The organism is uncultured Microbacterium sp. (assembly GCF_937927635.1).
Lineage (GTDB): Bacteria > Actinomycetota > Actinomycetes > Actinomycetales > Microbacteriaceae > Microbacterium.
Genome location: NZ_CALBRW010000045.1, coordinates 35,926 through 57,574, shown reverse-complemented (window position 1 = coordinate 57,574; position 21,649 = coordinate 35,926). Strand labels below are relative to the sequence as shown.

Here is a 21,649-nt window from a genome sequence, read left to right as displayed (position 1 = left end):
CTTCAAAACCACAACCAAGGAGAAACAACACCGTGAGCACCGAGATCTTCTACGACGACGACGCTGACCTCTCGATCATCCAGAGCAAGAAGGTCGCCATCGTCGGCTACGGCTCCCAGGGCCACGCGCACGCGATGAACCTGCGCGACTCGGGCGTCGAGGTCGCCATCGCCCTCAAGGAGGGCTCCAAGTCGATCGCGAAGGCGGAGGAGGCCGGCTTCCCGGTCAAGTCCGTCGCCGACGCCGCCGACTGGGCCGACGTCATCATGATCCTCGCGCCGGACCAGACCCAGCGCACCATCTACAACGAGTCGATCAAGGAGCACCTGAAGCCCGGCAAGGCGCTGGCCTTCGCGCACGGCTTCAACATCCGCTTCGGCTACATCGACGCGCCCGAGGGCGTGGACGTCATCCTCGTCGCCCCGAAGGCCCCCGGCCACACCGTGCGACGCGAGTTCGTCGCCGGCCGCGGCACCCCGGATGTCGTGGGCGTCGAGCGCGACGCGTCCGGCAACGCCTGGCCGCTGACGCTGTCCTACGCCAAGGGCATCGGCGGCACCCGCGCCGGCGTCATCAAGACGACCTTCACGGAGGAGACCGAGACCGACCTGTTCGGCGAGCAGGCCGTGCTGTGCGGCGGCGTGAGCCACCTGGTGCAGGCCGGCTTCGAGACCCTCGTCGAGGCCGGCTACCAGCCGCAGATCGCCTACTTCGAGGTGCTGCACGAGCTCAAGCTCATCGTCGACCTGATGTGGGAGGGCGGCATCGCCAAGCAGCGCTGGTCGATCTCCGACACCGCCGAGTTCGGCGACTACGTCTCCGGTCCCCGCATCATCGACGCCGGCGTCAAGGCGCGCATGAAGGAGGTGCTGGGCGACATCCAGTCCGGTGCGTTCGCCAAGCGCTTCATCGACGACCAGGACAACGGCGCCAAGGAGTTCCTGGCCCTTCGCGAGAAGGAGCAGGGTCACCAGATCGAGGCCACCGGCAAGGAGCTGCGCGCGCTGTTCGCCTGGAAGCAGAACGACGAGGACTACGTCGAGGGCAGCGCTGCGCGCTGATCATCGCACCTCACACGAAGGGCGCCCCGGATTCCACCGGGGCGCCCTTCGGCGTTGTCGGAGCGGTGGATGCCGCGATCGCTACTGCAGCACGACGCCCTCGCCGACCACGCGCAGCGCGACATGGCGACCCGGGCGTGTGAGCGCCGTGTTCCAGTGCCGGATCGTGATGCTGGGGGCGTCCGGGGGCAGCCGGGGATCGGCATCCGCCCTGGGTTCCAGATGGATGCGCACCGAGCTCTCCGCGCCGAAGTAGATGCCGTCCTCGACGGTGCCTCGGACGGGGGAGTTCGCGACGATCTGCACCTGCTCGGGGCGCAGCATGAGCTGCACGCGTCCCTGCACCGGCGGGTTGCGCACCGGCACGAAGCCGAGGGCGCACGACGCCAGGGAGCCGTCCAGCCAGGCGTCCAGCACGATGGCCTCGCCGAGGAACTCCGCCACGCCGCGGTCGACCGGGCGGGTGTACACGACGAACGGATGCCCGGTCTGCACCAGCTCGCCGTCGCGCATCACCGCGACCTGATCGGCGAAGCTCAGCGCCTCGGACTGGTCGTGGGTGACGAGGATTGCCGTGGTGCCGGCCAGGGCGAGGATCTCCGACACCGCACGGCGGGTGGCGGCGCGCAGCCCGGTGTCCAGCGCGGAGAACGGCTCGTCCAGCAGCATCAGCTCGGGCTCGCGGGCCAGCGCGCGAGCGATGGCCACGCGCTGCTGCTGGCCGCCGGAGAGCTGGTCGGGCCGGCGGGTCGCGAAGTCCTGGGGCAGGGAGACGAGGTCGAGGAGGTCGTGCACGCGGTCTCGGCGCGCGGTGCGGCTCAGATGGTCCAGACCGAACGCGATGTTGCGTGCGACGGTCAGATGCGGGAACAGACCGCCGTCCTGCGTGACGTACCCGATGCCGCGACGATGCACGGGCACCCACGGCGCCCCGGGGCCGGCGACCTGCGTGTCGCCCAGGCGCACCTGGCCGCTGTCGGGTCGTGTGAAGCCGGCGATCACCCGCAGCAGAGTCGTCTTGCCCGACCCCGAAGCACCGACGATCGCCGTGGTGCCGCCCTGCTGCACGGCCAGGTTCACACCGTGCAGCACCTCGCGACCGCCATAGGAGGCGGTGACGCCCTCGACCAGCAGGTGCGCCGTGGGGATGGAGCCGGTCCCCGGTGTGGGCACGGCGCCGATGGATCCGAGATTGCGCGCGGTCATCAGCTGGTCGCCTTCGTGTTCGAGATGGTCGTGGACTGCCGGAACAGCAGGTACGTCATGGGTGCCGACAGCAGGATCAGCAGCAGCGCGTAGGGTGCGGCGCCGGCGAAGTCGATCTCGCTGGACAGGCTCCAGAACCTGGTGGCCAGCGTCTGCACGCCGATGGGGGACAGCAGCAGAGTGGCGGTCAGCTCGCCGGCGATGGCCAGGAACACCAGCGCCAGCGCGGCAGCCGTCGAGGGGGCGACCAGACGCAGCGTCACGCTGAGGAACGCGCGTGCCGGCGTGCGCCCCAGCGCCTGCGCGGCCTCCTCCAGCTGCGGCGGCGCCTGCGCGATGCCGGCCTGCAGCGGTACCAGCGCGCGCGGCAGATACAGCAGCGCGTAGGCGATCATCAGCAGCAGTGCGGTCTGGTACACCGCCGGCACGAATGCCAGCGACACGGTCACCAGGGCGAGGGCCAGCACGATGCCGGGCATGGAGCTGGTGAAGTAGTTGGTGCGCTCCAGCATCCTGCTCATCCGCCCGGGATACCGCACTGCCAGCCACGACAGCGGAAACGCCGCGATGACCGTCAGGATGCCGCCGCCGAGAGCGAGACCCAGGGTCTGCATCAGCGAGGAGACCAGCTCGGGCGCCTGCCAGACTCCGGCGCCGCCGTGGACCAGCCACCCGCCGATGACCACGGCCGGCACACCCAGCGAGAGGCCCGCGACGATCACCATCCCCAGCTGAGCCGGAGCATGCCACGGACCCAGCCGCGCGAGCGTGGGCGGCGCCACCGTGCCGGAGCCGATCCTCGCGTACCGTGCTCGCCCGCGGGCCCGGCTCTCCAGCACCAGCAGCGCCAGGCACAGCAGGGTGAGCACGCCGGCGAGCATGCTGCCCGCCGAGCCGTTGAACGTGGAGCGGTACTGATCCATGATCGCCGTGGTGAAGGTGTCGAAGCGGATCAGCGCGAAGGCGCCGTACTCGCTCAGCAGGTGCAGGCCCACCAGCAGCGCCCCGCCGAGCAGCGCCAGGCGCAGCTGCGGGATCACCGTGCCGAAGAACACCCGCACCGGGCCGCGGCCCAGGCTCGCAGCGGTCTGCTCGAGAGCGGGGTCCAGTCCTGCGAGGGCCGCCCGCACGGGGAAGTACACCAGCGGGAAGTACGACAGCGTCGACAGCAGCACGCCCGAGGCCAGACCCGCCATGGACGGGATGACGCTCACCCAGGCGTAGGAGTTCACGAACGCGGGGATGGCCAGCGGCATCGCCAGCACCGCACCCCAGACTCCGCGGCCGGCGAGATCCGTCCGCTCGACCAGCCACGCGCCGCCCACGCCCAGCACGATCGAAAGCGGCACCGCCAGCGCGACCAGCAGCACGGTGTTGGTCAGAAGCTCGCCGACCCTCGGGCGGAAGATGAGCGCGACCGACTCGTCCCAGCCGATCTGCACGGCCGTCGTGATCACGAAGATCAGCGGAAGCAGCGACAGCGCGGCGACGACGACGCCGGCGAGCATGACGCCGAGGGGTGGGCGGCGCACTCCGGCGCCGTCCGCCCTCTCCGCGGCGGTGGTGGTGATGAGCGTGCGCCTTAGATCAGACCGGCCTGGGTCATCAGGTCGGTCACCTGCTTGGAGTTCAGCGTCGCCGGGTCGATCGTGGGAGCATCCAGATCGGCCAGCGGCACGAGCTTGGAGTTGGCGGGCACATCGGAGCCGACCGGGTACTCGAAGGACGTGCCGTTCTCCAGCACCTCCTGGCCCTTCTTGCCGGTGATGAACGCGAGGAACTCCTGTGCGGCGGCCTTGTGCTGGCTGGACTTGAGCACGCCACCGCCGGAGATGGAGACGAAGGCGCCCGGGTCCTGGTTCTTGAAGTAGTGCAGCTTGACGTTGTTCGAGTTCTCGCCGGTGGCAGCCTGGTCGCCGAACCAGTAGTAGTGGTAGATGATCGCCCCGTCGACCTCACCGGCGTTGACGGCCTTCATGGCGGTGGAGTTGCCCTTGTAGGCGACGGAGTTGGTCTTCATGGCCTTCAGCCAGCTCTCGGCGGCGTCGGCGCCCTTCAACTGGACCAATGCGGACACGATGGCCTGGAAGTCGGCGCCGGAGGGGGATGCCGCCCAGCGGCCCTTCCATGCCGGGTCGGACAGATCCATCAGTGACTTCGGCAGCTGCGCCTCGGTGAGCTTGGTGGTGTTGTAGGCGAACACCGTGGAGCGGGCGGCGATGCCGACCCACTTCTCGGAAGAGGGGCGGTACTGCTCGGGCACGTTCTTCAGCGCCGCATCGCCCGGAGAGGTGAACAGCCCGGCCTTCTCGACGGCTGTCATCGAGGGGGAGTTCTCGGTGAGGAACACGTCGGCGGGGGAGTGCGATCCCTCGGCGATGATCTGGTTCGACATCTCGGTGTCGTCGCCGTTGCGCACGTTCACGGTGATGCCGGTCTCCGCGGTGAACGCGTCGATCCATTCCTTGGTCAGCGTCTCGTGCTGTGCGTTGTACACGGTGATGGTCTCGTCTGCCGCGGGAGTCGAGGATCCCGGAGCGGCGGGCGAGGCACTGCACGCCGCGAGGGTCAGGGCGGCGACGGCTGCCGCGGCGGTGGCGGAGAGCATGCGAAGACGACGGTTCACGTTGTTCCTTCGGTGAGGGGAGCGGCGCGACTGCGCCGTATCAAGTGTAGGTAAGGCAAGCCTAAACCTGAAGTCGTCGCTTTCGGCATCGCGCAGACGAGAGCGCGCCTCCCGGGTGCCCGGGAGGCGCGCTCGTCGTCCTGGCGATCGCCGGGGAGTGTCAGTTCGCCGCGGGCGCGGCATCCTTGATGTCGATCGGCGGGGTGACGCCTTCGCCCCAGACCGGAGCCGGGAGTGTCGCCGTCTGACCGTCCTGCGTCTGCCGGAGCGCGTCGGTGATCTCCGCGACGTTCTCCGGCACCGGCAGGCCGCACTTCTCGAGCTCGCTCTTGAGCTTGAGCGTCAGTCGGGTCTTGCCGGCCTCCACGGCCTTCGCCGTGGTTCCGGTCTCGATGGCACTGCCGGTCTGGATGTCGGAGACCTGGTCGCACACGTGGTAGACCGAGCCGCCGGCGACCCAGGAGACCTCGTCGTGGCCGAGCAGCTGGATGACGGCCGACTGGTCGGCGGTGTACTGCTCGACGGATGCGGGCTTCAGGTCGATGCCCATGTAGGTGGCCAGCAGCGCCAGCACGATGCCGACGATACCGGCGGTGGTCTTCTGCCCCTTGCTCATGTCCTTGTTGAGGAAGACCATCACGATCAGCGGCACGAAGGCGATGATCGCGATGATGGCGCCGAGCTGGTTCTGCACGAAGAACCGCACGGTGTCGGACCTGCGGGCGGGGTCGAGGCGGTTGGCCTTCTTCCACAGGATCGAGCCCGTGATCGACAGTGCGGCGATGACGACCAGCAGCACCAGCAGAGAGATGAACGCCCACTGCGGGAAGGTCGTGGTGCCCTGCGGCTCCAAGAGGCCGGTGTCGGTGTTGCGGACGAGCTCGCCGGTCTTGCCCGTGACGACGCGCTGGCGCAGCAGCCAGAAGATCCCGACGGCCTCACCGGCGATCGCCAGCACCCACAGCGCGACGGCGATCCAGCGGAACGTGGTTGCCTTCTGCTTGGCCTCCGCGGTCGGCACCCAGCCGGCCGGCGCCTCGGCAGATGCCCCAGCATCCGGCTGCACGGCCTTCTTCTTGCTCTCTGCCACGATGTCCTCCCGATGTGGTGTCGACCCCGAGCCTAGTGGGAGGGGTCGGCGCGCGTCGGTACGCTGGAGACATGAATTCCGATGGCGACGACGACGCCCTGAGCTGGGACGGTGACGACGCGCTCGAGGCACGGCGTCCCGAGGCGCGCCGCCGCGAGCCCGCGCCGGCGCTGAAGCCCGCAGTCCCCGCATCCGCCGACTCTGCCGCCGACGTCGTGGCGGATGCCGAGGCGGATGCCGGTGATGAGCCGGGCGGTGTGGGAACGGTGACGCTCCTGCTGCTGGGTATCCTCGGCGGCATCTACCTGCTGTTCACGATCGGCTGGCTCATCGGCGGCGTGCGGATGCAGGCGCCTGTGATGTTCACTCTTCCCGCGGTCCTGTACCAGGGCGCGCTGTGGCTGGCGGTGCTGGCGCCTGCGCTGTGGTTCGCCGCCGTGCTGGTCGCCACGCGAGGCTCGAAGGACTGGGTGCGCATCGTCTGGCTCATCGCCGGCGCTGCGCTGCTGGTGCCTTGGCCGTTCGTCGCAGGAGGTGCGGCATGAGCGCCGACATCGTCGAACCGAAGCCCCTCGCGCGTGCGCTGCGCGGGTTCCTGACGGGGCTGGCCGGTGTGCTGTACGCCTTCCTGATCTGGACGGCCGTGTTCTACGCAATTCAGCTGTCCTCGGGTGGCATGACCCCCTACGGCTGGGTGGTTCTGCTGCTTCCGGCCGTGGTGACCGCCCTCGTGTTCGCGGTGGCGCTCGTGATCGCGCGGCGCCGTGCCATCGGAGCCTTCGTGCTGGTGCTGCTGGCGGGGTTGGGACTGAGCGCGGTGTTCCTGCTGAACACCTTCAGCTTCGTCATCCGCAATCTCGCGGCGCTCACCGGCGCCTGACCGACGTCACACGGTCGGGAAGGCCTGCAGCGCTCCGGTAAAGTGTGTCGCGATCGCGCCCCGACGGCGTGCGGCGCATCGACTGCCCATCCACCGTGCGCTGCCCCGAAGGATATCTGTGTCGAACCAGTCCGCAACAAAGCCCGTCGTCCTCCTCGCCGAGGTCCTCTCACCCGCGACGATCGAGGCTCTCGGCCCCGATTTCGACGTGCGCAACGTGGACGGCACCGACCGTCCCGCGCTCTTCGCGGCCCTGGCCGAGGCGGATGCCGTGCTGGTGCGCTCCGCGACGAAGGTCGACGCCGAGGCGCTCTCGCACGCGCCGAAGCTGAAGGTCATCGCCCGTGCCGGCGTCGGGCTGGACAACGTCGACATCAAGGCGGCCACGGCCGCCGGCGTCATGGTCGTCAACGCGCCGACCTCCAACATCGTCTCCGCTGCCGAGCTCACCATCGGCCACATCATCAGCCTCGCCCGCCGGATCCCGGCCGCCAACGCCTCGCTGTCCTCGGGCGCGTGGAAGCGCAGCTCGTTCACGGGCGCGGAGCTGTTCGAGAAGACCATCGGCATCATCGGCCTCGGCCGCATCGGCGCCCTGGTGGCCACCCGCCTGAACGCCTTCGACATGCGCGTGATCGCCTACGACCCCTACGTCACAAGCGCCCGCGCTCAGCAGCTGGGCGTGCAGCTGGTATCGCTTGACGAGCTGGTCGCACAGGCCGACTTCGTCACCATCCACATGCCCAAGACGCCCGAGACCACGGGCATGATCGGCGCCGCACAGTTCCAGGCCATGAAGTCCACGGCATACGTCGTCAACGTCGCCCGTGGCGGCCTGATCGATGAGGCTGCGCTGCACGACGCGCTGGTCGCGGGCGAGATCGCCGGCGCCGGCATCGACGTGTTCACGTCCGAGCCCCCGGCAGAGGGTTCCACGGCGCACGCGCTGCTGGGCCTGCCGAACATCGTCGTCACCCCGCACCTGGGCGCCAGCACCGCGGAGGCGCAGGAGAAGGCCGGGGTCTCCGTCGCGCGCTCGGTGCGGCTCGCGCTGGGCGGCGACCTGGTGCCGGATGCCGTGAATGTCGCCGGTGGTGTCATCGACCCGTACGTGCGCCCGGGCATCGCGCTGGTCGAGAAGCTCGGCCAGATCTTCTCCGCCCTCGCGCAGTCGCCGCTGACCAGCCTCGACGTCGAGGTGCACGGCGAGCTGAACGGTTACGACGTGAGCGTGCTCAAGCTCGCCGCCCTCAAGGGCGTGTTCACCAACATCGTCAGCGACAATGTCTCGTACGTGAACGCGCCGCTGCTGGCCGAGCAGCGCGGTGTGGCCGTGCGCCTGCTGAAGGACGAGGTCAGCGAGGAGTACCGCAACGTCATCACGCTGCGCGGCGCCCTCTCCGACGGCACGCAGGTGTCGGTCTCGGGCACGCTGACCGGCCCGAAGCAGGTGGAGAAGCTGGTCGGCATCAACGGTCACGCCATCGAGCTGCCCATCGAGACCAACCACGTCGTGATGACCTACACCGACCGCCCCGGAATCGTGGCGGTGTTCGGCCAGAAGTTCGGCGATGCGGGGATCAACATCGCCGGCATGCAGGTGGCTCGCGAGGCGGCCGGTGCGCAGGCGCTCAGCGTGCTGACGCTGGACTCCCCGGTCGACGACGAGCTGCTGGCCGATGTCGCGGCGGCCATCGACGCCGACCTGTTCCGTCAGGTGGAGATCACCGAGGCCTGAGATCGGCGCCTCTTCACGCGGGCTCTGGATCCTCCAGAGCCCGCGTCGTCGTGCTGCCGAGCCGGACGCGGCAAGACTGACATGCGGACGGGTGGTTCCGCGCGCGCCGGTACGCTGGTGTGGAGTGTCCGCGACGACCCGCGCTGCGGACGAGCAGTGCCTGCAAGGAGACTCATGTCGCGCGTCGTGAAACTGGCTGTCATCCCCGGCGACGGGATCGGCCGTGAGGTCATCGCCGAGGCCGAGCGCGTGCTGGACGCCGTCACCGCGTCCAGCGACCTGACCTTCGAGAAGACCCGGTTCTCGCTGGGCGCGGCCCGGTACCTGGAGACCGGCGACACGCTGACGGATGCCGATCTCGACGCGATCAAGGCGAACGACGCCATCCTGCTGGGCGCCGTCGGGGGAGTGCCCGGCGACCCGCGGCTGAAGGACGCCAACATCGAGCGCGGGCTGCTGCTGAAGCTGCGCTTCTCGCTGGATCACTACGTGAACCTGCGTCCGTCCAAGCTGTTCGCGGGTGCACCTGGCCCGCTGGCGGACCCCGGCGAGGTCGACTTCGTGGTCGTGCGCGAGGGCACCGAGGGACCGTACGTGGGCAATGGCGGCAGCATCCGCGTCGGCACTCCGCACGAGGTCGCCAACGAGACCAGCGTCAACACCGCCTACGGCGTGGAGAGGGTCGTGCGCTACGCCTTCGACCTGGCCGAGCGCCGACGCAAGAAGCTCACGCTCGTGCACAAGACCAATGTGCTGGTGAACGCGGGCTCGCTGTGGAAGCGCGTCGTCGACCTGGTCGCCGCCGAGCATCCGGACGTGACCGTCGACTACCTGCACGTCGACGCCGCCACGATCTTCTTCGTGACGAACCCTGCGCGCTTCGACGTGATCGTCACCGACAACCTCTTCGGCGACATCCTCACCGACCTGGCCGGCGCCGTCACCGGCGGCATCGGCCTCGCAGCCTCCGGGAACATCAACCCGTCGGGCGAGTTCCCCTCGATGTTCGAGCCCGTGCACGGCTCGGCTCCGGACATCGCGGGGCAGCAGAAGGCCGACCCCACGGCCGCGATCCTCTCGGTCGCCATGCTGCTGGATCACCTGGGCCTGCGAGACGAGGCAGTCCGCGTCCAGCGGGCAGTCGAGCAGGACATCGCGGCCCGTTCCGGGGTCCGCACCACCAGCCAGACGGGCGACGCTGTGATCGCCCTTCTGCAGGCGTAATCTGACAACTGAGCGCGCAAAGCCGCCGCCTTCGATCAAGGACGGACATGACCGACACCACCACCGCACCCCTGACTTTCGCCGTGACGAAGAACCTCGCGGCCAAGAGCCCCGCCGCACGCGAGGAGATCCTGCAGAACCCCGGCTTCGGTGTGCATTTCACCGACCACATGGTCGACATCTGCTGGTCCGAGCAGGGCGGCTGGCATCGCCCGCGCGTGCAGCCCTACGGTCCGATCACCCTCGACCCGGCGGCCGCCGTGCTGCACTACGGGCAGGAGATCTTCGAGGGCATCAAGGCCTACCGGCACGCCGACGGTTCGGTGCACACCTTCCGCCCCGACCGCAACGCCGCCCGCCTGCAGCGCAGTGCGCGTCGACTGGCTCTGCCGGAGCTGCCGACCGAGTACTTCATCCAGGCGTTGCGCGAGCTGATCGCCGTCGATGGCGCCTGGGTTCCCTCCGAGGACGACGAGAGCCTGTACCTGCGTCCGTTCATGTTCGCCAAGGAGGCGTTCCTCGGCGTCCGTCCGGCCAAGAAGGTCGCGTTCTACCTGATCGCCTCGCCGGCCGGCGCGTACTTCTCCGGCGGTGTGAAGCCCGTGCGCATCTGGCTCAGCGAGAACTACGCCCGTGCGGGCAAGGGCGGCACGGGTGCTGCCAAGACCGGCGGCAACTACGCGTCCAGCCTGCTGCCGCAGGCCGAGGCGTACGAGCAGGGCTGCGACCAGGTGGTCTTCCTCGACCAGCACCGCAATGTCGAGGAGCTCGGCGGCATGAACGTCGTGTTCGTGTTCAAGGATGGCCGCATCGTCACCCCGGAGTCCGACTCGATCCTCGAGGGCATCACGCGCGATTCGATCCTGCAGCTGGCCGAGGACCGCGGCCTGACCGTGGAGCGCCGGCCGATCTCGCTGGACGAGTGGCGAGCGGGCGTGGCCTCCGGTGACATCGTCGAGGTGTTCGCCTGCGGCACCGCGGCCGTGCTCACCCCGATCGGCGCGCTGGTCGGCGAGGGCTTCGAGGACGCTCAGCCGCTCGGCGAGCTGGCGCTGTCGCTGCGCGAGGAGCTCACCGACATCCAGTACGGCCGCCGCGAGGACACGCACGGCTGGCTCCTGCGCCTGGACGCCTGACCCCCGCAGCCCTTTTTCGCAGCCGAGACCCCTCAGCAGCGTCGAGACCCCGGTTTCGCGTCCACACCCCGTGCTGTGGACGCGCAGAAGCCGGGGTGTCGGCGATTGTCCGGGGTGTCGGCGCAGGGCGATTCCTCCTGCACAGATGGACGATCGCGCATGGGCCTGTGGATAGCGCGAGCGACGGGGTGCGGGATCGCATCATGGGGTGATGCGCAGGCACATCACACGTGAAGATGCCCACTCGATGGTGCGCTCCCGCGCGCAGCTTCTGGACGCCGGCATCTCGGAGCGGGAGCTGCGTGGCGATGTGCGGAACGGGAGTCTGGTTCGGCTGCACAGGGGGTCGTACGTGGCTGCCGGGACATGGAGCGGGCTCTGGTGGGAGGGCCAGCATCTGCTGAAGGTGGTGGCTGTGCGCCGTGCGAGTCCCGGCAGTGGACCGCTGTTCACACACGAATCCGCCGCAGTACTGTGGGGACTTCCGCTGTACCTGATGGGTGAGAAGCCGGTGCAGGTTCGTCTGGATGGGGAACGGCACAGTCGGCTCGAGGCAGGAGTGGTTCGGCGTGATATGCGCGTTGCGGATGCTGACATCGTCGAGCTGGACGGATTCCGCGTCACATCGCTGCGACGCACGGTGTTCGACATCGCACGCACTGCGACACTGGAGATGGCCGTCGGCTGTGCGGATGCCGCGCTGCGCAGCGTCTGCGTGAGCAGGCATGTGTACGACGCGGATGCCGCTGAGCAGTGGCGCGAGGATGCGATGACGCTCGCGAAGCCCGGGTTGCGCGGTGTGAGGCAGGCGCGAGACGTGCTGCGCTTCGCGGACGGTCGCGCGCAGCTGCCGGGGGAGAGCGTGAGCAGAGTGCAGCTGCGGCGACTGGGATTCTCCCGGTATGAGCTGCAGACGCATGTCGTCGGAGCGGACGGCGATCACTACTGGCTGGATTTCGCGTTCCCCGGTGCGCGCCGCTTCGGAGAGTTCGATGGTGAGGGGAAGTACGTCGATCCGGAGATGCGATCGACGCCGGACGCCGAGCAGGCCGTGCTGGCGGAGAAGCGCCGCGAGGACGACATCCGCGGCGTCACCGGCTGGGGTTTCGCGCGGTGGGGGAAGGATCACATCCGCACGCCGGATGCTTTCGGCGACCGTCTTGCCGCCTTCGGCATCCGCCCGCCCGGCTGATCCACCATGGGCGGCTCGTGCCTGAGACCGCTGACACCCCGGCTTCTCGCCCACACCCCGCGCTGCGGACGGCCATATCCCGGGGTGTCGACGGCGAACCGGGGTCTCGGCGAAAAGGGACGGGGCGGATAGGCTTGCCGGGTGAAGATCGCGCGTTTCAGTCACAAGGACGGCATCCGGTTCGGCATCGTCGATGAGGGCGACCTGGTCGTGCTCGACGGCGACCCGATGTTCGCGGGCTTCGAGACGACCGGGGAGCGCGTCCCCCTGGCGGGTGCCGCGCTTCTCGCGCCGGTCATCCCGCGCTCGAAGGTCGTGTGCGTGGGCCGCAACTACGCCGAGCACGCCGCCGAGTTCGGCAACGTCGCGCCCGAGGAGCCGCTGCTGTTCCTCAAGCCCAACACCGCGGTGATCGGCCCCGGCGATGCCATCGTGCGCCCGGCCGTGTCGGAGCGCACCGAGTTCGAGGGCGAGCTGGTGGTCGTGATCGGCCGCATCGCCAAGAACGTCGCCGCCGAGGACGCGTTGGACTACGTCTTCGGGTACACGGTCGGCAACGACTTCACCGCGCGGGACATCCAGCGCAAGGACGGTCAGTGGACCCGAGGAAAGGGCTTCGACACCTTCTGCCCGCTGGGGCCGGTCATCGAGACCGAGTGGGATGCCGCGGATGCCCGCATCCAGACCCGCGTGAACGGCGAGGTGCGCCAGCAGGCGCCCATCTCCGACATGATCCACTCCGTCGCCGACATCATCGCGTACGCCTCCGCGGCGTTCACACTGCTGCCGGGCGATGTGATCATGACCGGCACCCCCGCAGGAGTCGGTCCGGTTGTGGCCGGCGACGTCATCGAGGTCGAGGTCACCGGCATCGGCAACCTCCGCAATCCCGTGCGCGACGCCGCACCCGTCGTGTGACCGCGCTCACCTTCGACGAGCTCGTCGCCCTCCAACGGCGCACGGTCCGCATCCTGTCGGTCGGGCAGGTGCTGGGCGGTATCGCCTTCGGAGCCACGGTGTCGCTGGGCGCTCTGCTGGCTGCGGATCTCTCCGGCAGCGACGCGCTGTCAGGGCTGGCCACCGCATCCGTCACGCTGGGAGCCGCAGCCTTCGCGATCCCGCTGGCGCGCTTCGCCGCGCGTCGCGGCAGGCGGTTGTCGCTGACTGCCGGGAACCTGCTGGCGCTGATCGGCATCGCCATCGTGGTCATCTCCGCCGCCCTCCGGGTGTTTCCGCTGCTGCTTCTCGGCGTGATCCTGATCGGCATGGGCAATGCGGGCAATCTGCAGTCCCGGTTCGCGGCCACCGACCTGGCATCGTCCGAGCACCGCGCGCGCGACCTCTCGGTGGTGGTGTGGTCCACGACCGTCGGCGGCGTGTCCGGCCCGCTGCTGATCACCCCCGGCGAGATCGTCGGGCACGCGATCGGGATGCCGCCGTTCACCGGCTCGTTCCTGTTCTCCCTGGTCGCCCAGGTCGCCGCTCTGGTCCTGTACCTGGTGGCGCTGCGACCGGATCCTCTGCTGACGGCGCTGCACCTGGCGAGGAACGCCGCGGCGGCGTCTCCGCTGGGCACGGGCGTCGACCGTCCGGTGGTCGCCCGATACGCGATCTTCGCCGTCGCCGGTTCCCACGCGGTGATGGCCTCGGTCATGGCGATGACGCCCATCCATCTCAAGCACATGGCGATGGACATGCACGGATCAATGACCAGCGACACCGATGTCACCACGCTGGTCGGCATCACCATCGCGCTGCACGTGGCGGGCATGTACGGGCTGTCGCCGGTGTTCGGCATCCTCTCCGACCGCTGGGGACGTCTGCGGATCGTGCTGCTGGGCCAGGGCATCCTGCTGGCATCCCTGCTGACGGCGGTGTTCGCCAGCAGCAGCCCGATCGGCGTGATGATCGCACTGATCCTGCTGGGACTGGGCTGGAGCGCCGCGACCGTCGCCGGTGCAGCCCTGCTCACGGAGTCGTCGACCGAGATCATGCGCCCTCGGCGGCAGGGCATCAGCGACTCGCTGATGAGCCTCACAGCGGCCGCCGGAGCGACTGCGGCCGGCTGGGTGCTCACGCAGTTCGGCTACCCTGGGCTCGCGATCGTCGCACTCGTGTTCGTCGTCGCCATCGTGGTGCTCTCGCCGCTCGGGCGGATCCGCGATCACGCACTCGCGCCCGTCTCCTGAGCAGTCTCAGGGCCGGCATCCGTCCCCGGTAGAATCGAGGGGATATGGCTACTGTGCACCCTCTCACCACCACCGCCACCGGATCCGACATCCGCGTGCGCTTCTGCCCTTCACCGACCGGCCTGCCGCATGTCGGCATGGTGCGCACGGCGCTGTTCAACTGGGCCTACGCGCGGCACAACGGCGGCAAGCTCATCTTCCGCATCGAGGACACGGATGCCGCTCGCGACAGCGAGGAGAGCTTCCGGCAGCTGGTGGACGCGCTCACCTGGATGAAGATCGACTGGGACGAGGGCGTCGAGGTCGGCGGGCCCGACGGCCCCTACCGCCAGTCGCAGCGCAGCGACATCTACCAGCGCGTAATCGCGCAGCTGGTCGAGGCCGGCGCGGTGTACGAGAGCTTCTCCACGGCCGAGGAGATCGACGCCCGCAACGAGGCGAACGGCCGTGCCAAGCAGCTCGGCTACGACAACCACGACCGCGACCTCACCAACGAGCAGAAGGCCGCCTTCCGCGCCGAGGGGCGACAGCCCGCACTGCGGCTGCGCGTGCCCGACGAGGACCTGACCTTCGTCGACCTCATCCGCGGCGAGATCACCTTCCCGGCCGGCTCGTTCCCCGACTACGTGCTGGTGCGGCCCAACGGGCAGCCGCTGTACACGTTCGTGAACCCCGTCGACGACGCGCTGATGGGCATCACCCACGTGCTGCGCGGCGAGGACATCATGCCCTCCACCGCCCGCCAGCTGGTGCTGTACGACGCGCTGACGAAGATCGGCGTGGCGAAGTTCGTGCCGCGCTTCGCGCACATGCCGCTGGTGCTGGGCGCCACCGGCAACAAGAAACTTTCCAAGCGCGACCCGCAGGCCGACCTGTTCCTTCACCGCACGCACGGCTTCATCCACGAGGGCCTGCTGAACTACCTGGCGCTGCTGGGCTGGTCGATCGGTCCCGATCGCGACGTGTTCTCGCTCGAAGAGTTCATCGAGGCGTTCGACATCGCCGACGTCAACCCGAATCCGGCGCGCTTCGATGAGAAGAAGGCCATCTCGATCAACGGCGACCACATCCGTCAGCTGGACGGCAAGGACTTCGCCGAGCGGATGCTGCCGTACCTGGCGAATGCCGGCGTGTTCGGCGCCGCCGAGCCCACGCACGAGCAGATCGTGCTGGCGTTCCGCGCAGCGCCCCTGGTGCAGGAGCGCATGCAGCTGCTGGGCGAGGCGCCCGACCTGCTGGGATTCCTGTTCACCGACGAGATCGAGTACCAGGCCGACGCCATGAAGGGCCTCCCCGCGAATGCGGTCGAGGTGCTGAACGCGTGCGTCGCAGCGCTCGAGCCGGTGGAGGAGTTCACTCCGGAGAACATCAAGGAGGCTCTCTCGGAATCCCTCGTCGAGAACCTGGGTCTGAAGCCGCGCGTGGCCTTCGGCCCGCCGCGCGTCGCCCTCAGCGGTCGTCGCGTCTCGCCGCCGCTGTTCGAGTCGATGGAGCTGCTCGGCAAGGACGAGACGCTGCGCCGACTGCGGGCGCTGGCCGACACCCTGGGCTGACTCCGGTGACGGATGCCGCGATGCCGGCAGCCGAGACGGATGTCATCCTCGGCGATCTCGGCGTGCTGCTGCTGGAGTGCGGCATCTCGGTGACCGACGTGCGCGGTTCGCTGGAGCAGGTGGGCAGGCGTGCCGCGCCGGAGGCGGCTCATGAGTTCGCGATCCTGCCGGAGATGGTGATGGTCAGCCGCCCCGGTGCGTCGTCGGCGACGACGACGGTGATCGGCAAGGGCGAGGTCCGCACGTTCCGGCAGTCCGCCAAGGCCAGCAGGCTCGTGCACGGGCTGGAGTCCGGTGCGGTGCCGTTGGCGGCCGCGCCCGCCCGGATGGCGTCGATCCGCGCCACTCCGCGGCACCATCCCGGCCTGCAGAGCGTGATCGGATGCGGGCTGCTGTCGCTGTCCCTGGCGTGGCTGTACCGCTGCCCATGGTGGGCCGTCGCGCTGGCGCTGGTCGTGGGGCTGCTGGTGGGCGGGCTCACGATGCTGATGCTGCGCGTTCGCGCGGCGGCTGCTGTGGCGCCCTTCGTGTCGGCGTTCGTGTCGACCCTGCTGGTGGGAGCAGTGGCGGGCTGGCTGGATCTCGGGCCGGTGCCGCTGTTCGCGGTGTGCGCGCCGGTGGCGATCCTGGTGCCCGGCGCGCTGATCACCAACGCGCTGCTGGAGCTGACCTCCACCGACATCGTCACCGGGGCCTCCCGGCTGATGTACGGGCTGATCATGCTGGCGTTCATGGCGGCGGGCGTCTACTCGGGCGCCTACCTGACCGGGTTGCGTGTGGATTCGGAATCCGCTGCTCTGGTGGGAGAGGCCGTGCAGCTGACCACCCGGAGCAGCGGCTGGGAGGCCCTGCCGCCACTGTGGTCCGCGTGGGGCGCCGTGATCGTCCTGGCCGTCGGGATCGGCCTGGCCTTCGGGTCGGGCTTTCGTCTGACGCTGGTGTGCGTGGTGGTCATGGCGGGCACCTACGCGGTGCTGGCACTGTTCAGCCCGTGGGTCGGCAGCATCGTGGCCATGGGCGTGACGGGAGCGGTGCTCTTCGTCGCCGCCCGCGTGCTGGAGAGGCTGACCATCGCCATCCCCGCCACCGTCTCGTTCCAGCCGGCGTTCCTGCTGCTGGTGCCCGGCACCATCGGCCTGGTGTCGCTGGCCAGCTTCGACGCGCAGGCGCTGGTCTCGGCGCCGATGATGTTCCTGAGCCTGTGCATCGGCACGAAGGTGGGCGCACTGCTGGCAGATCTCGCTCGCATCACCCGCTCGACGGTGTTCCAGCGCTGGACGCGTCCGGCGAGGATGGGGGAGCTGTGAGCACGCCACGCCCGGGCAGTGCGCCTCGATTCGCGCTGAACGTCTCGCTCCGGTAAGCTTGACTCTCGGTGCGAGGCTCTGGTTTCGCCCTTGGGGTATGGTGTAATTGGCAACACAGCGGTTTCTGGTACCGCCATTCTTGGTTCGAGTCCAGGTACCCCAGCCATAGTGTTCTTGTTCAAACCAAGAGCAAAGTGAACCGGCATTTTCTCTGAAAATTCCAAGCTCCCCGCAGTTTTGCGGGGAGCTTTTGCTTTGCCAGAGGCGGCTGTGAGGCGCCCTGCCCGCGCTGCAGCGGCGACGTCGCGGAAGGACTGGTTCACCGCCGTCCGTTCGGCTTCCAAGCGCACAGTCTCGCCGTCCTCGTACACGCGGAGGCGCGTGAAGAAGGCCTCGAGGAGGTCGCGCCGCACGCTGTCTGGGGCGTTCTTGTACAGCTCGCCAGGATTGCGTAGAAGCTGGAGGTACGAGAGTGCAGTTTCGGCGCTGTATCGCAGCCGGTCGATAGTTCGTCCGAGCTTCTCTTGGACCAGCCCCTTCTGGAGGATCGTGTCTTCCAGCTTCTCGCGGAGCCGCGGGATTGCGTAGGCGCCGCCGGCGGCCAGGTCGATGAGACGCTCTTCCTGCGCCTCGAGCTGCTTGAGCTGTCGCGCGAGCCCTGCTTTGGTCTCCTTGTCGGCGGCGAGGAGCATGTCGACCGTTTCGGCGATTAGGTCGGTCAGGTCGTCGACCGTCTGGGGATCGAACTGTTCGGCCTGCATCAGCTTGACGATCTCATCCTCGAGCAACTCTGCTCGGAAGCCGATTGTGCCGCAGAATACGCGCGTGCGTGCCGAGCAGATGTAGTACTCGTAGGTGCCGCCATTGCCCTTTGACTGGCTATAGACGAGACGGCTGCGCCGTCCTTCGTCGATGCATTGTCCGCATGCCAGCAGTCCCTTGAGGTAGTGCCGATGCACCATGTCCCGATCGCCGTCCCTGTTTCGTGCATCGAGGATCGCCTGCACCTTCAAGAACGTCTCTTTGGATACGAGCGCCTCGTGTCGTCCTACGAACAACTTGCCCTTGTAGCGCATGACCCCGGTGTAATACGGGTTCCGGAGCATCGCGGCCAGGCTGCTCTTATTGATCGGACGCTCTGGTCGGCTCGGAGAGGGCCGCATGGTGAGCCCGCGCTCTTTCATCTGGGTTGTGAGCTGTGCGATTGAGTACTCACCGGTTGCGTAGGTCTCGAATGCCTCGGTGACGAGTGGTGCGCGTTCCGGATCGATCTCAATGGTGTTGACGAAGCGCCCGCTGAAGTTCTTGCGGACGTTGAGGTAGCCAAGCTTGGCGACGCCGATCGAGCCGCCCTGCTCCACCTTGTGGGCCATCTTCACCTTGACGTCCTCGCCATTCATGCGGACTTGGACTTCGTTCATAACGTCGGTGATGGCTTCCATGGCGTCCGCCATGTAGCCCTCACCGAATTCCTCCTTGGCCGAGATCAGCCGGACGCCTTTAGCGAGCAGCTCGCGCTTGACGACTGCCGCGTCAGTGAAGTTTCGGAAGACACGAGACCGCATATAGATGACGACGTACTTCACCTGCGGGTGCTCGTCGATGTAGCGCAGCATCTTCTTGAACTCGGCGCGCTTGGCGATGGTCGTTGCGGACTGCCCCGGCTCGATGAACTCGCGGGCGACGGTGATGCCCATCTCCCGTACTTTGCGTAACGTTTCGACGCGCTGCGTGGCGATGCTGTTGCCGTCCTCATCTACATCGGCTGCCGTGTGGAGCTGGCGAGGGGTCGACACGCGTAAGTAGACGACGGCCTCGGCGAGCTCTTGCTCGACTGGTGCGGCCCCCGGCGTGTTCTTGAACAGGTACTCGAGACCATCGAGTGAGTTGGTCGGGGCGGGTACTGTGGCTGGCTCCATGGGGTTTCCTCCGTTTAGGTCCTCCGGATTAACCCTCTCTTCGCCGCGGAAGTCCAGTCCTTTCGGCCAGTTGACGGCGACTTCGGCGGGGTGCACCTCTGACGGGGTGCCGATGTACTTTTTACCTCGATCTTGCGGATGGTTCACGAACTACTCCCAGATGTTCGAGCCGGGGTCATCACTCGCAGGGCGACGATGACTACTGGCTCCGGACGGCGCGGAATCGGGATGACGTGCGTCGTACTCTGCCTGTGCGAGGTGCAGTAGCGCCCTTGCCAGCTTCCGGTGGTCAATGAACTCGCGCCGCTCTGGCACGATGCGGATGCTGCGCCGTTTGGGCGGTGCGCCTGTGCCTCGTCGCCTTCGCCTACTTGTTGAAGACATAGACCCGCCCCTTCCACTGCACCAGGTCGTACGCCTCGCGGACGTGTTCTTCGATGAGGCCGTAGTCGATGGTGACGGATCCGTCAGGGAGCGAGCGTCCCTGCACGGCTTCGTCGATGGCTTCTTCGAGCCCGTCGAGTTCGGCGAGCTCGCGGCCGGCATCCTCGGCGAAGGAGTACTCACCGACGTAGTTCTCGTGGAAGGCCTCCATGAGCATCGGGGCGCTGGCGTCGACGTCGGGCAGGCTGAGGAAGGCTTGCAGTGCGTCGTCCTCAGGGATAGAGAGGTCAGCGAGATCTTCAGCGAGCGCGTTGATGGCGTCAGAGTCGAGGGATGCGGGCAGATGAACGTAGAACGGTTGCCCCTCGAATTGAATCTCGGTCTCGACGAGGATGCGTTCGAGCTGTGGGGATGCGTATTCGTTCATGAACCAGCGTGTGTTGGTGCGTCCTTCACGGTCGACGAGGTAGGTGCCGAGCCAATTGATCCACTCCTTGATTGCCGGATGGACGTCCGCGTCGTTGTAGAGACCCAGGTATTCGTCGCGGAGGTCGAGGCTGGTGCCTTCGCCGGTGCGGCCGAAGTCTGCGAGGTGGGAGTCGCGGCCATAGGCGCGGCCAAGGACGTGTCCGATGCAACGAGCCGTTTCGACAGAGATCTCGCTGCGGGAATCGCGGGCGAGCTGGATGCCTTCTTCGATGCGCGGGCCGAAGCGGTTGGCGGTGACTTCCAGCCGTCGAAGATCGGGCGAGGTGCGCTCTGGCGCTGGGCGCGTTTCGCTCGTCGGGTGTAGTTCGGCGTTGTGGTCGTTCATGATCGGCCTCCGACGTTGATGATGTAGTGGCCGAGGAGATCGACCCAAGGTTCACGCTCCAGAGGAACGACGACCGCATTGAGCTCGACCAACGCTTCGCCGGCGTCGAGCCGTGCAGTGGCGGCGAAGATGCCGAGTGCTGTTTCCGGGCCGTCGTGGAGCGTTGCGGCGATGAGCTGCGCGAGGAAGGTGTTTTGCGAATGCGGATCGAGCGCGATCCACGCGTCGATGACGAAGCTTGCCTTCTCGGTCTGATCGATACGTTGCATCCATTTCGGCAGCGGCTTCAGCTCAGTGTGTGTCGTCGAGAGGCGGTCGTGTGGAGCGGCCGTGATGGTTGATGAGTTCATAGGATTCCTCCTTTCGGTTAGGTGGTGTGTTCGCTGCTGTACGGCGCGAGCTGGGGGACGGCCTGGTCGAGCAGCGTGATCCAGAACAGGTCGGGATCGAGGCTCGGGTCGGCATGGATGGCCTTCTGGATCGCCGTAGCTCGCTTCGGGGCGGGCACGAGCCAGACGACTGCGGGGAACAGGCCAAGCGCGTTCTGCTCAATACCGGTCTGGAAGTACTGCTGGTAGAGGCGACACTTTCGGATGATGACCGGCAGGTGCTCGGTGGCGAGGTCGACCTCGACGAGCGAGTGGGTCTCCGTGAACTGGTCGGCGGTCGCGATGGCCAGGTCGGGCTTGAGCGTGATCGCCGCGCCGGTCGGGCCTGTGAATGGTCGCCAACAGGCAGGCTCGGCTTGGATATGCAGGACGTCGTATCCATTGAGATGGCTGTGCTCTCGGAGGGCGACCGCGACGTCGGCAGTGGCCAGTGTGTGGTCGACGAACGTCGGGCTTGGTTCGCTGTAGCGGCGGCGGGTGCTGTCGCCTCGCCGGGCTCGGAGGTAGCGTTCTCCTGCTCCGCCGAGTTGCCAGGTGGTGACGGCGGAGCCGTGTTTTGAGCCACCGATCCGTCGCTCGAGCCGAGCAATTGCGCCGAGCGTTTCGAGTCGGGTCAGGATGCGGGTCGTGCCGCGCGTCGCGGCGCTGACGGTGGCGTGTTCGCCGAACGGTTTCGCAGGCAGATGCAGGCGTTGGATTTGGCGGGTGGTCAGCAGGCGGTACTGCTCGAGGTCTTCCAGGATGCGCACGTCGCGGTCGGTAAGGTACAGGTCGAGTGTGTCGAGGCGCAGTGCGGTCATGGTCGTACTCCTTCCGTTCGGTGTTCCGCTGCTGTGCAGCGGGAGTCCCCTCCTGAAGTGGCCGAAGGTGGCCAGAACAGGGGGAAGAAAGGAGGAGGGTGTTCGTTGTGAACGGAAGGTCGAACGGAACACCGGCCGGAC

The 21,649-nt window shown here is 67.8% G+C and carries 19 protein-coding genes, 1 tRNA gene and 1 pseudogene; 13 read left to right on the top strand and 8 right to left on the bottom strand.

From position 1 onward, the window contains the following. The first annotated feature begins 32 nt into the window (after positions 1-32). Positions 33-1,061, top strand: coding sequence for a ketol-acid reductoisomerase (gene ilvC / locus Q0568_RS16645; protein WP_298868542.1), 1,029 nt, complete (start codon positions 33-35; stop codon positions 1,059-1,061). Positions 1,062-1,142: 81 nt separating this feature from the next. On the opposite strand, the gene Q0568_RS16640 is transcribed toward ilvC, so the two are convergent. From Q0568_RS16640 to Q0568_RS16625, 4 genes are all read right to left on the bottom strand, one after another. Continuing rightward, positions 1,143-2,267: an ABC transporter ATP-binding protein gene (locus Q0568_RS16640; RefSeq protein ID WP_298868540.1), complete on the bottom strand. Its 1,125-nt coding sequence runs from the start codon at positions 2,265-2,267 to the stop codon at positions 1,143-1,145. Next, the gene (locus Q0568_RS16635) at positions 2,267-3,775 is read right to left on the bottom strand and encodes an iron ABC transporter permease (RefSeq protein ID WP_298868667.1); all 1,509 of its coding nucleotides are present in this window, start codon (positions 3,773-3,775) and stop codon (positions 2,267-2,269) included. Before Q0568_RS16635 ends, Q0568_RS16640 begins: the two co-directional genes overlap by 1 nt. 74 nt (positions 3,776-3,849) lie before the next feature. Then, a complete protein-coding gene (locus tag Q0568_RS16630) occupies positions 3,850-4,875 on the bottom strand; it encodes an iron ABC transporter substrate-binding protein (protein WP_298868666.1) in 1,026 nt (341 codons plus the stop codon). A 178-nt stretch (positions 4,876-5,053) separates the two neighbouring features. Continuing rightward, positions 5,054-5,983, bottom strand: coding sequence for a hypothetical protein (locus tag Q0568_RS16625; protein WP_298868538.1), 930 nt, complete (start codon positions 5,981-5,983; stop codon positions 5,054-5,056). Positions 5,984-6,054: 71 nt separating this feature from the next. Between Q0568_RS16625 and Q0568_RS16620 the strand changes: the two genes are divergently transcribed. The 12 genes from Q0568_RS16620 (at position 6,055) to Q0568_RS16565 (ending at position 17,915) form a co-directional block, all read left to right on the top strand. Further along, the gene (locus Q0568_RS16620; protein ID WP_298868534.1) at positions 6,055-6,528 is read left to right on the top strand and encodes a hypothetical protein; all 474 of its coding nucleotides are present in this window, start codon (positions 6,055-6,057) and stop codon (positions 6,526-6,528) included. Further along, complete coding sequence (locus Q0568_RS16615) at positions 6,525-6,863, top strand: hypothetical protein (RefSeq protein WP_298868532.1); 339 nt, start codon at positions 6,525-6,527, stop codon at positions 6,861-6,863. The genes Q0568_RS16620 and Q0568_RS16615 overlap by 4 nt, the downstream gene beginning before the upstream one ends. Before the next feature lie 118 nt (positions 6,864-6,981). Beyond that, a complete protein-coding gene (gene serA / locus Q0568_RS16610) occupies positions 6,982-8,601 on the top strand; it encodes a phosphoglycerate dehydrogenase (protein ID WP_298868530.1) in 1,620 nt (539 codons plus the stop codon). Positions 8,602-8,775: 174 nt separating this feature from the next. Continuing rightward, positions 8,776-9,825, top strand: a complete 1,050-nt coding sequence (locus tag Q0568_RS16605; protein WP_298868528.1) for a 3-isopropylmalate dehydrogenase — start codon at positions 8,776-8,778, stop codon at positions 9,823-9,825. Between the two features lie 47 nt (positions 9,826-9,872). Continuing rightward, positions 9,873-10,961, top strand: a complete 1,089-nt coding sequence (locus Q0568_RS16600; protein ID WP_298868526.1) for a branched-chain amino acid aminotransferase — start codon at positions 9,873-9,875, stop codon at positions 10,959-10,961. 352 nt (positions 10,962-11,313) lie between these two features. Continuing rightward, positions 11,314-12,153, top strand: coding sequence for a hypothetical protein (locus Q0568_RS16595; RefSeq protein ID WP_298868523.1), 840 nt, complete (start codon positions 11,314-11,316; stop codon positions 12,151-12,153). 141 nt (positions 12,154-12,294) lie between these two features. Then, complete coding sequence (locus Q0568_RS16590) at positions 12,295-13,071, top strand: fumarylacetoacetate hydrolase family protein (protein ID WP_298868521.1); 777 nt, start codon at positions 12,295-12,297, stop codon at positions 13,069-13,071. Next, positions 13,068-14,342, top strand: coding sequence for an MFS transporter (locus Q0568_RS16585; RefSeq protein ID WP_298868518.1), 1,275 nt, complete (start codon positions 13,068-13,070; stop codon positions 14,340-14,342). Before Q0568_RS16590 ends, Q0568_RS16585 begins: the two co-directional genes overlap by 4 nt. Before the next feature lie 44 nt (positions 14,343-14,386). Then, positions 14,387-15,895, top strand: coding sequence for a glutamate--tRNA ligase (gltX, locus tag Q0568_RS16580; RefSeq protein ID WP_298868516.1), 1,509 nt, complete (start codon positions 14,387-14,389; stop codon positions 15,893-15,895). A gap of 20 nt (positions 15,896-15,915) precedes the next feature. Then, complete coding sequence (locus Q0568_RS16575; protein ID WP_298868514.1) at positions 15,916-17,202, top strand: threonine/serine exporter family protein; 1,287 nt, start codon at positions 15,916-15,918, stop codon at positions 17,200-17,202. Positions 17,203-17,293: 91 nt separating this feature from the next. Next, positions 17,294-17,368: transfer RNA gene (locus Q0568_RS16570), tRNA-Gln, on the top strand. A 358-nt stretch (positions 17,369-17,726) separates the two neighbouring features. Then, positions 17,727-17,915, top strand: a complete 189-nt coding sequence (locus Q0568_RS16565) for a hypothetical protein (RefSeq protein ID WP_298868512.1) — start codon at positions 17,727-17,729, stop codon at positions 17,913-17,915. 282 nt (positions 17,916-18,197) lie between these two features. On the opposite strand, the pseudogene Q0568_RS17235 reads toward Q0568_RS16565, so the two are convergent. The 4 genes and pseudogenes from Q0568_RS17235 to Q0568_RS16545 all read right to left on the bottom strand — a co-directional run. Further along, positions 18,198-19,121, bottom strand: a pseudogene (locus Q0568_RS17235) (recombinase family protein); the annotation flags it as partial. 367 nt (positions 19,122-19,488) lie between these two features. After that, entirely contained in the window at positions 19,489-20,319 is an 831-nt protein-coding gene (locus Q0568_RS16555; protein WP_298868507.1) for a hypothetical protein, read from the bottom strand. Further along, positions 20,316-20,669, bottom strand: coding sequence for a hypothetical protein (locus Q0568_RS16550; protein WP_298868505.1), 354 nt, complete (start codon positions 20,667-20,669; stop codon positions 20,316-20,318). The genes Q0568_RS16555 and Q0568_RS16550 overlap by 4 nt, the downstream gene beginning before the upstream one ends. A gap of 17 nt (positions 20,670-20,686) precedes the next feature. Next, positions 20,687-21,508, bottom strand: a complete 822-nt coding sequence (locus Q0568_RS16545) for a replication-relaxation family protein (RefSeq protein WP_298868502.1) — start codon at positions 21,506-21,508, stop codon at positions 20,687-20,689. Positions 21,509-21,649: the final 141 nt, after the last annotated feature.

Coding starts and splice junctions, on each gene's coding strand:
- Q0568_RS16575 (WP_298868514.1), top strand. CDS start 15,916: ATGCCGGCAGCCGAGACGGATGTCATCCTCGGCGATCTCGGCGTGCTG.
- Q0568_RS16545 (WP_298868502.1), bottom strand. CDS start 21,508: ATGACCGCACTGCGCCTCGACACACTCGACCTGTACCTTACCGACCGC.
- Q0568_RS16635 (WP_298868667.1), bottom strand. CDS start 3,775: ATGCTCGCCGGCGTCGTCGTCGCCGCGCTGTCGCTGCTTCCGCTGATC.
- Q0568_RS16620 (WP_298868534.1), top strand. CDS start 6,055: ATGAATTCCGATGGCGACGACGACGCCCTGAGCTGGGACGGTGACGAC.
- Q0568_RS16600 (WP_298868526.1), top strand. CDS start 9,873: ATGACCGACACCACCACCGCACCCCTGACTTTCGCCGTGACGAAGAAC.
- Q0568_RS16630 (WP_298868666.1), bottom strand. CDS start 4,875: ATGCTCTCCGCCACCGCCGCGGCAGCCGTCGCCGCCCTGACCCTCGCG.
- Q0568_RS16640 (WP_298868540.1), bottom strand. CDS start 2,267: ATGACCGCGCGCAATCTCGGATCCATCGGCGCCGTGCCCACACCGGGG.
- Q0568_RS16615 (WP_298868532.1), top strand. CDS start 6,525: ATGAGCGCCGACATCGTCGAACCGAAGCCCCTCGCGCGTGCGCTGCGC.
- Q0568_RS16605 (WP_298868528.1), top strand. CDS start 8,776: ATGTCGCGCGTCGTGAAACTGGCTGTCATCCCCGGCGACGGGATCGGC.
- gltX (WP_298868516.1), top strand. CDS start 14,387: ATGGCTACTGTGCACCCTCTCACCACCACCGCCACCGGATCCGACATC.
- Q0568_RS16555 (WP_298868507.1), bottom strand. CDS start 20,319: ATGAACGACCACAACGCCGAACTACACCCGACGAGCGAAACGCGCCCA.
- Q0568_RS16550 (WP_298868505.1), bottom strand. CDS start 20,669: ATGAACTCATCAACCATCACGGCCGCTCCACACGACCGCCTCTCGACG.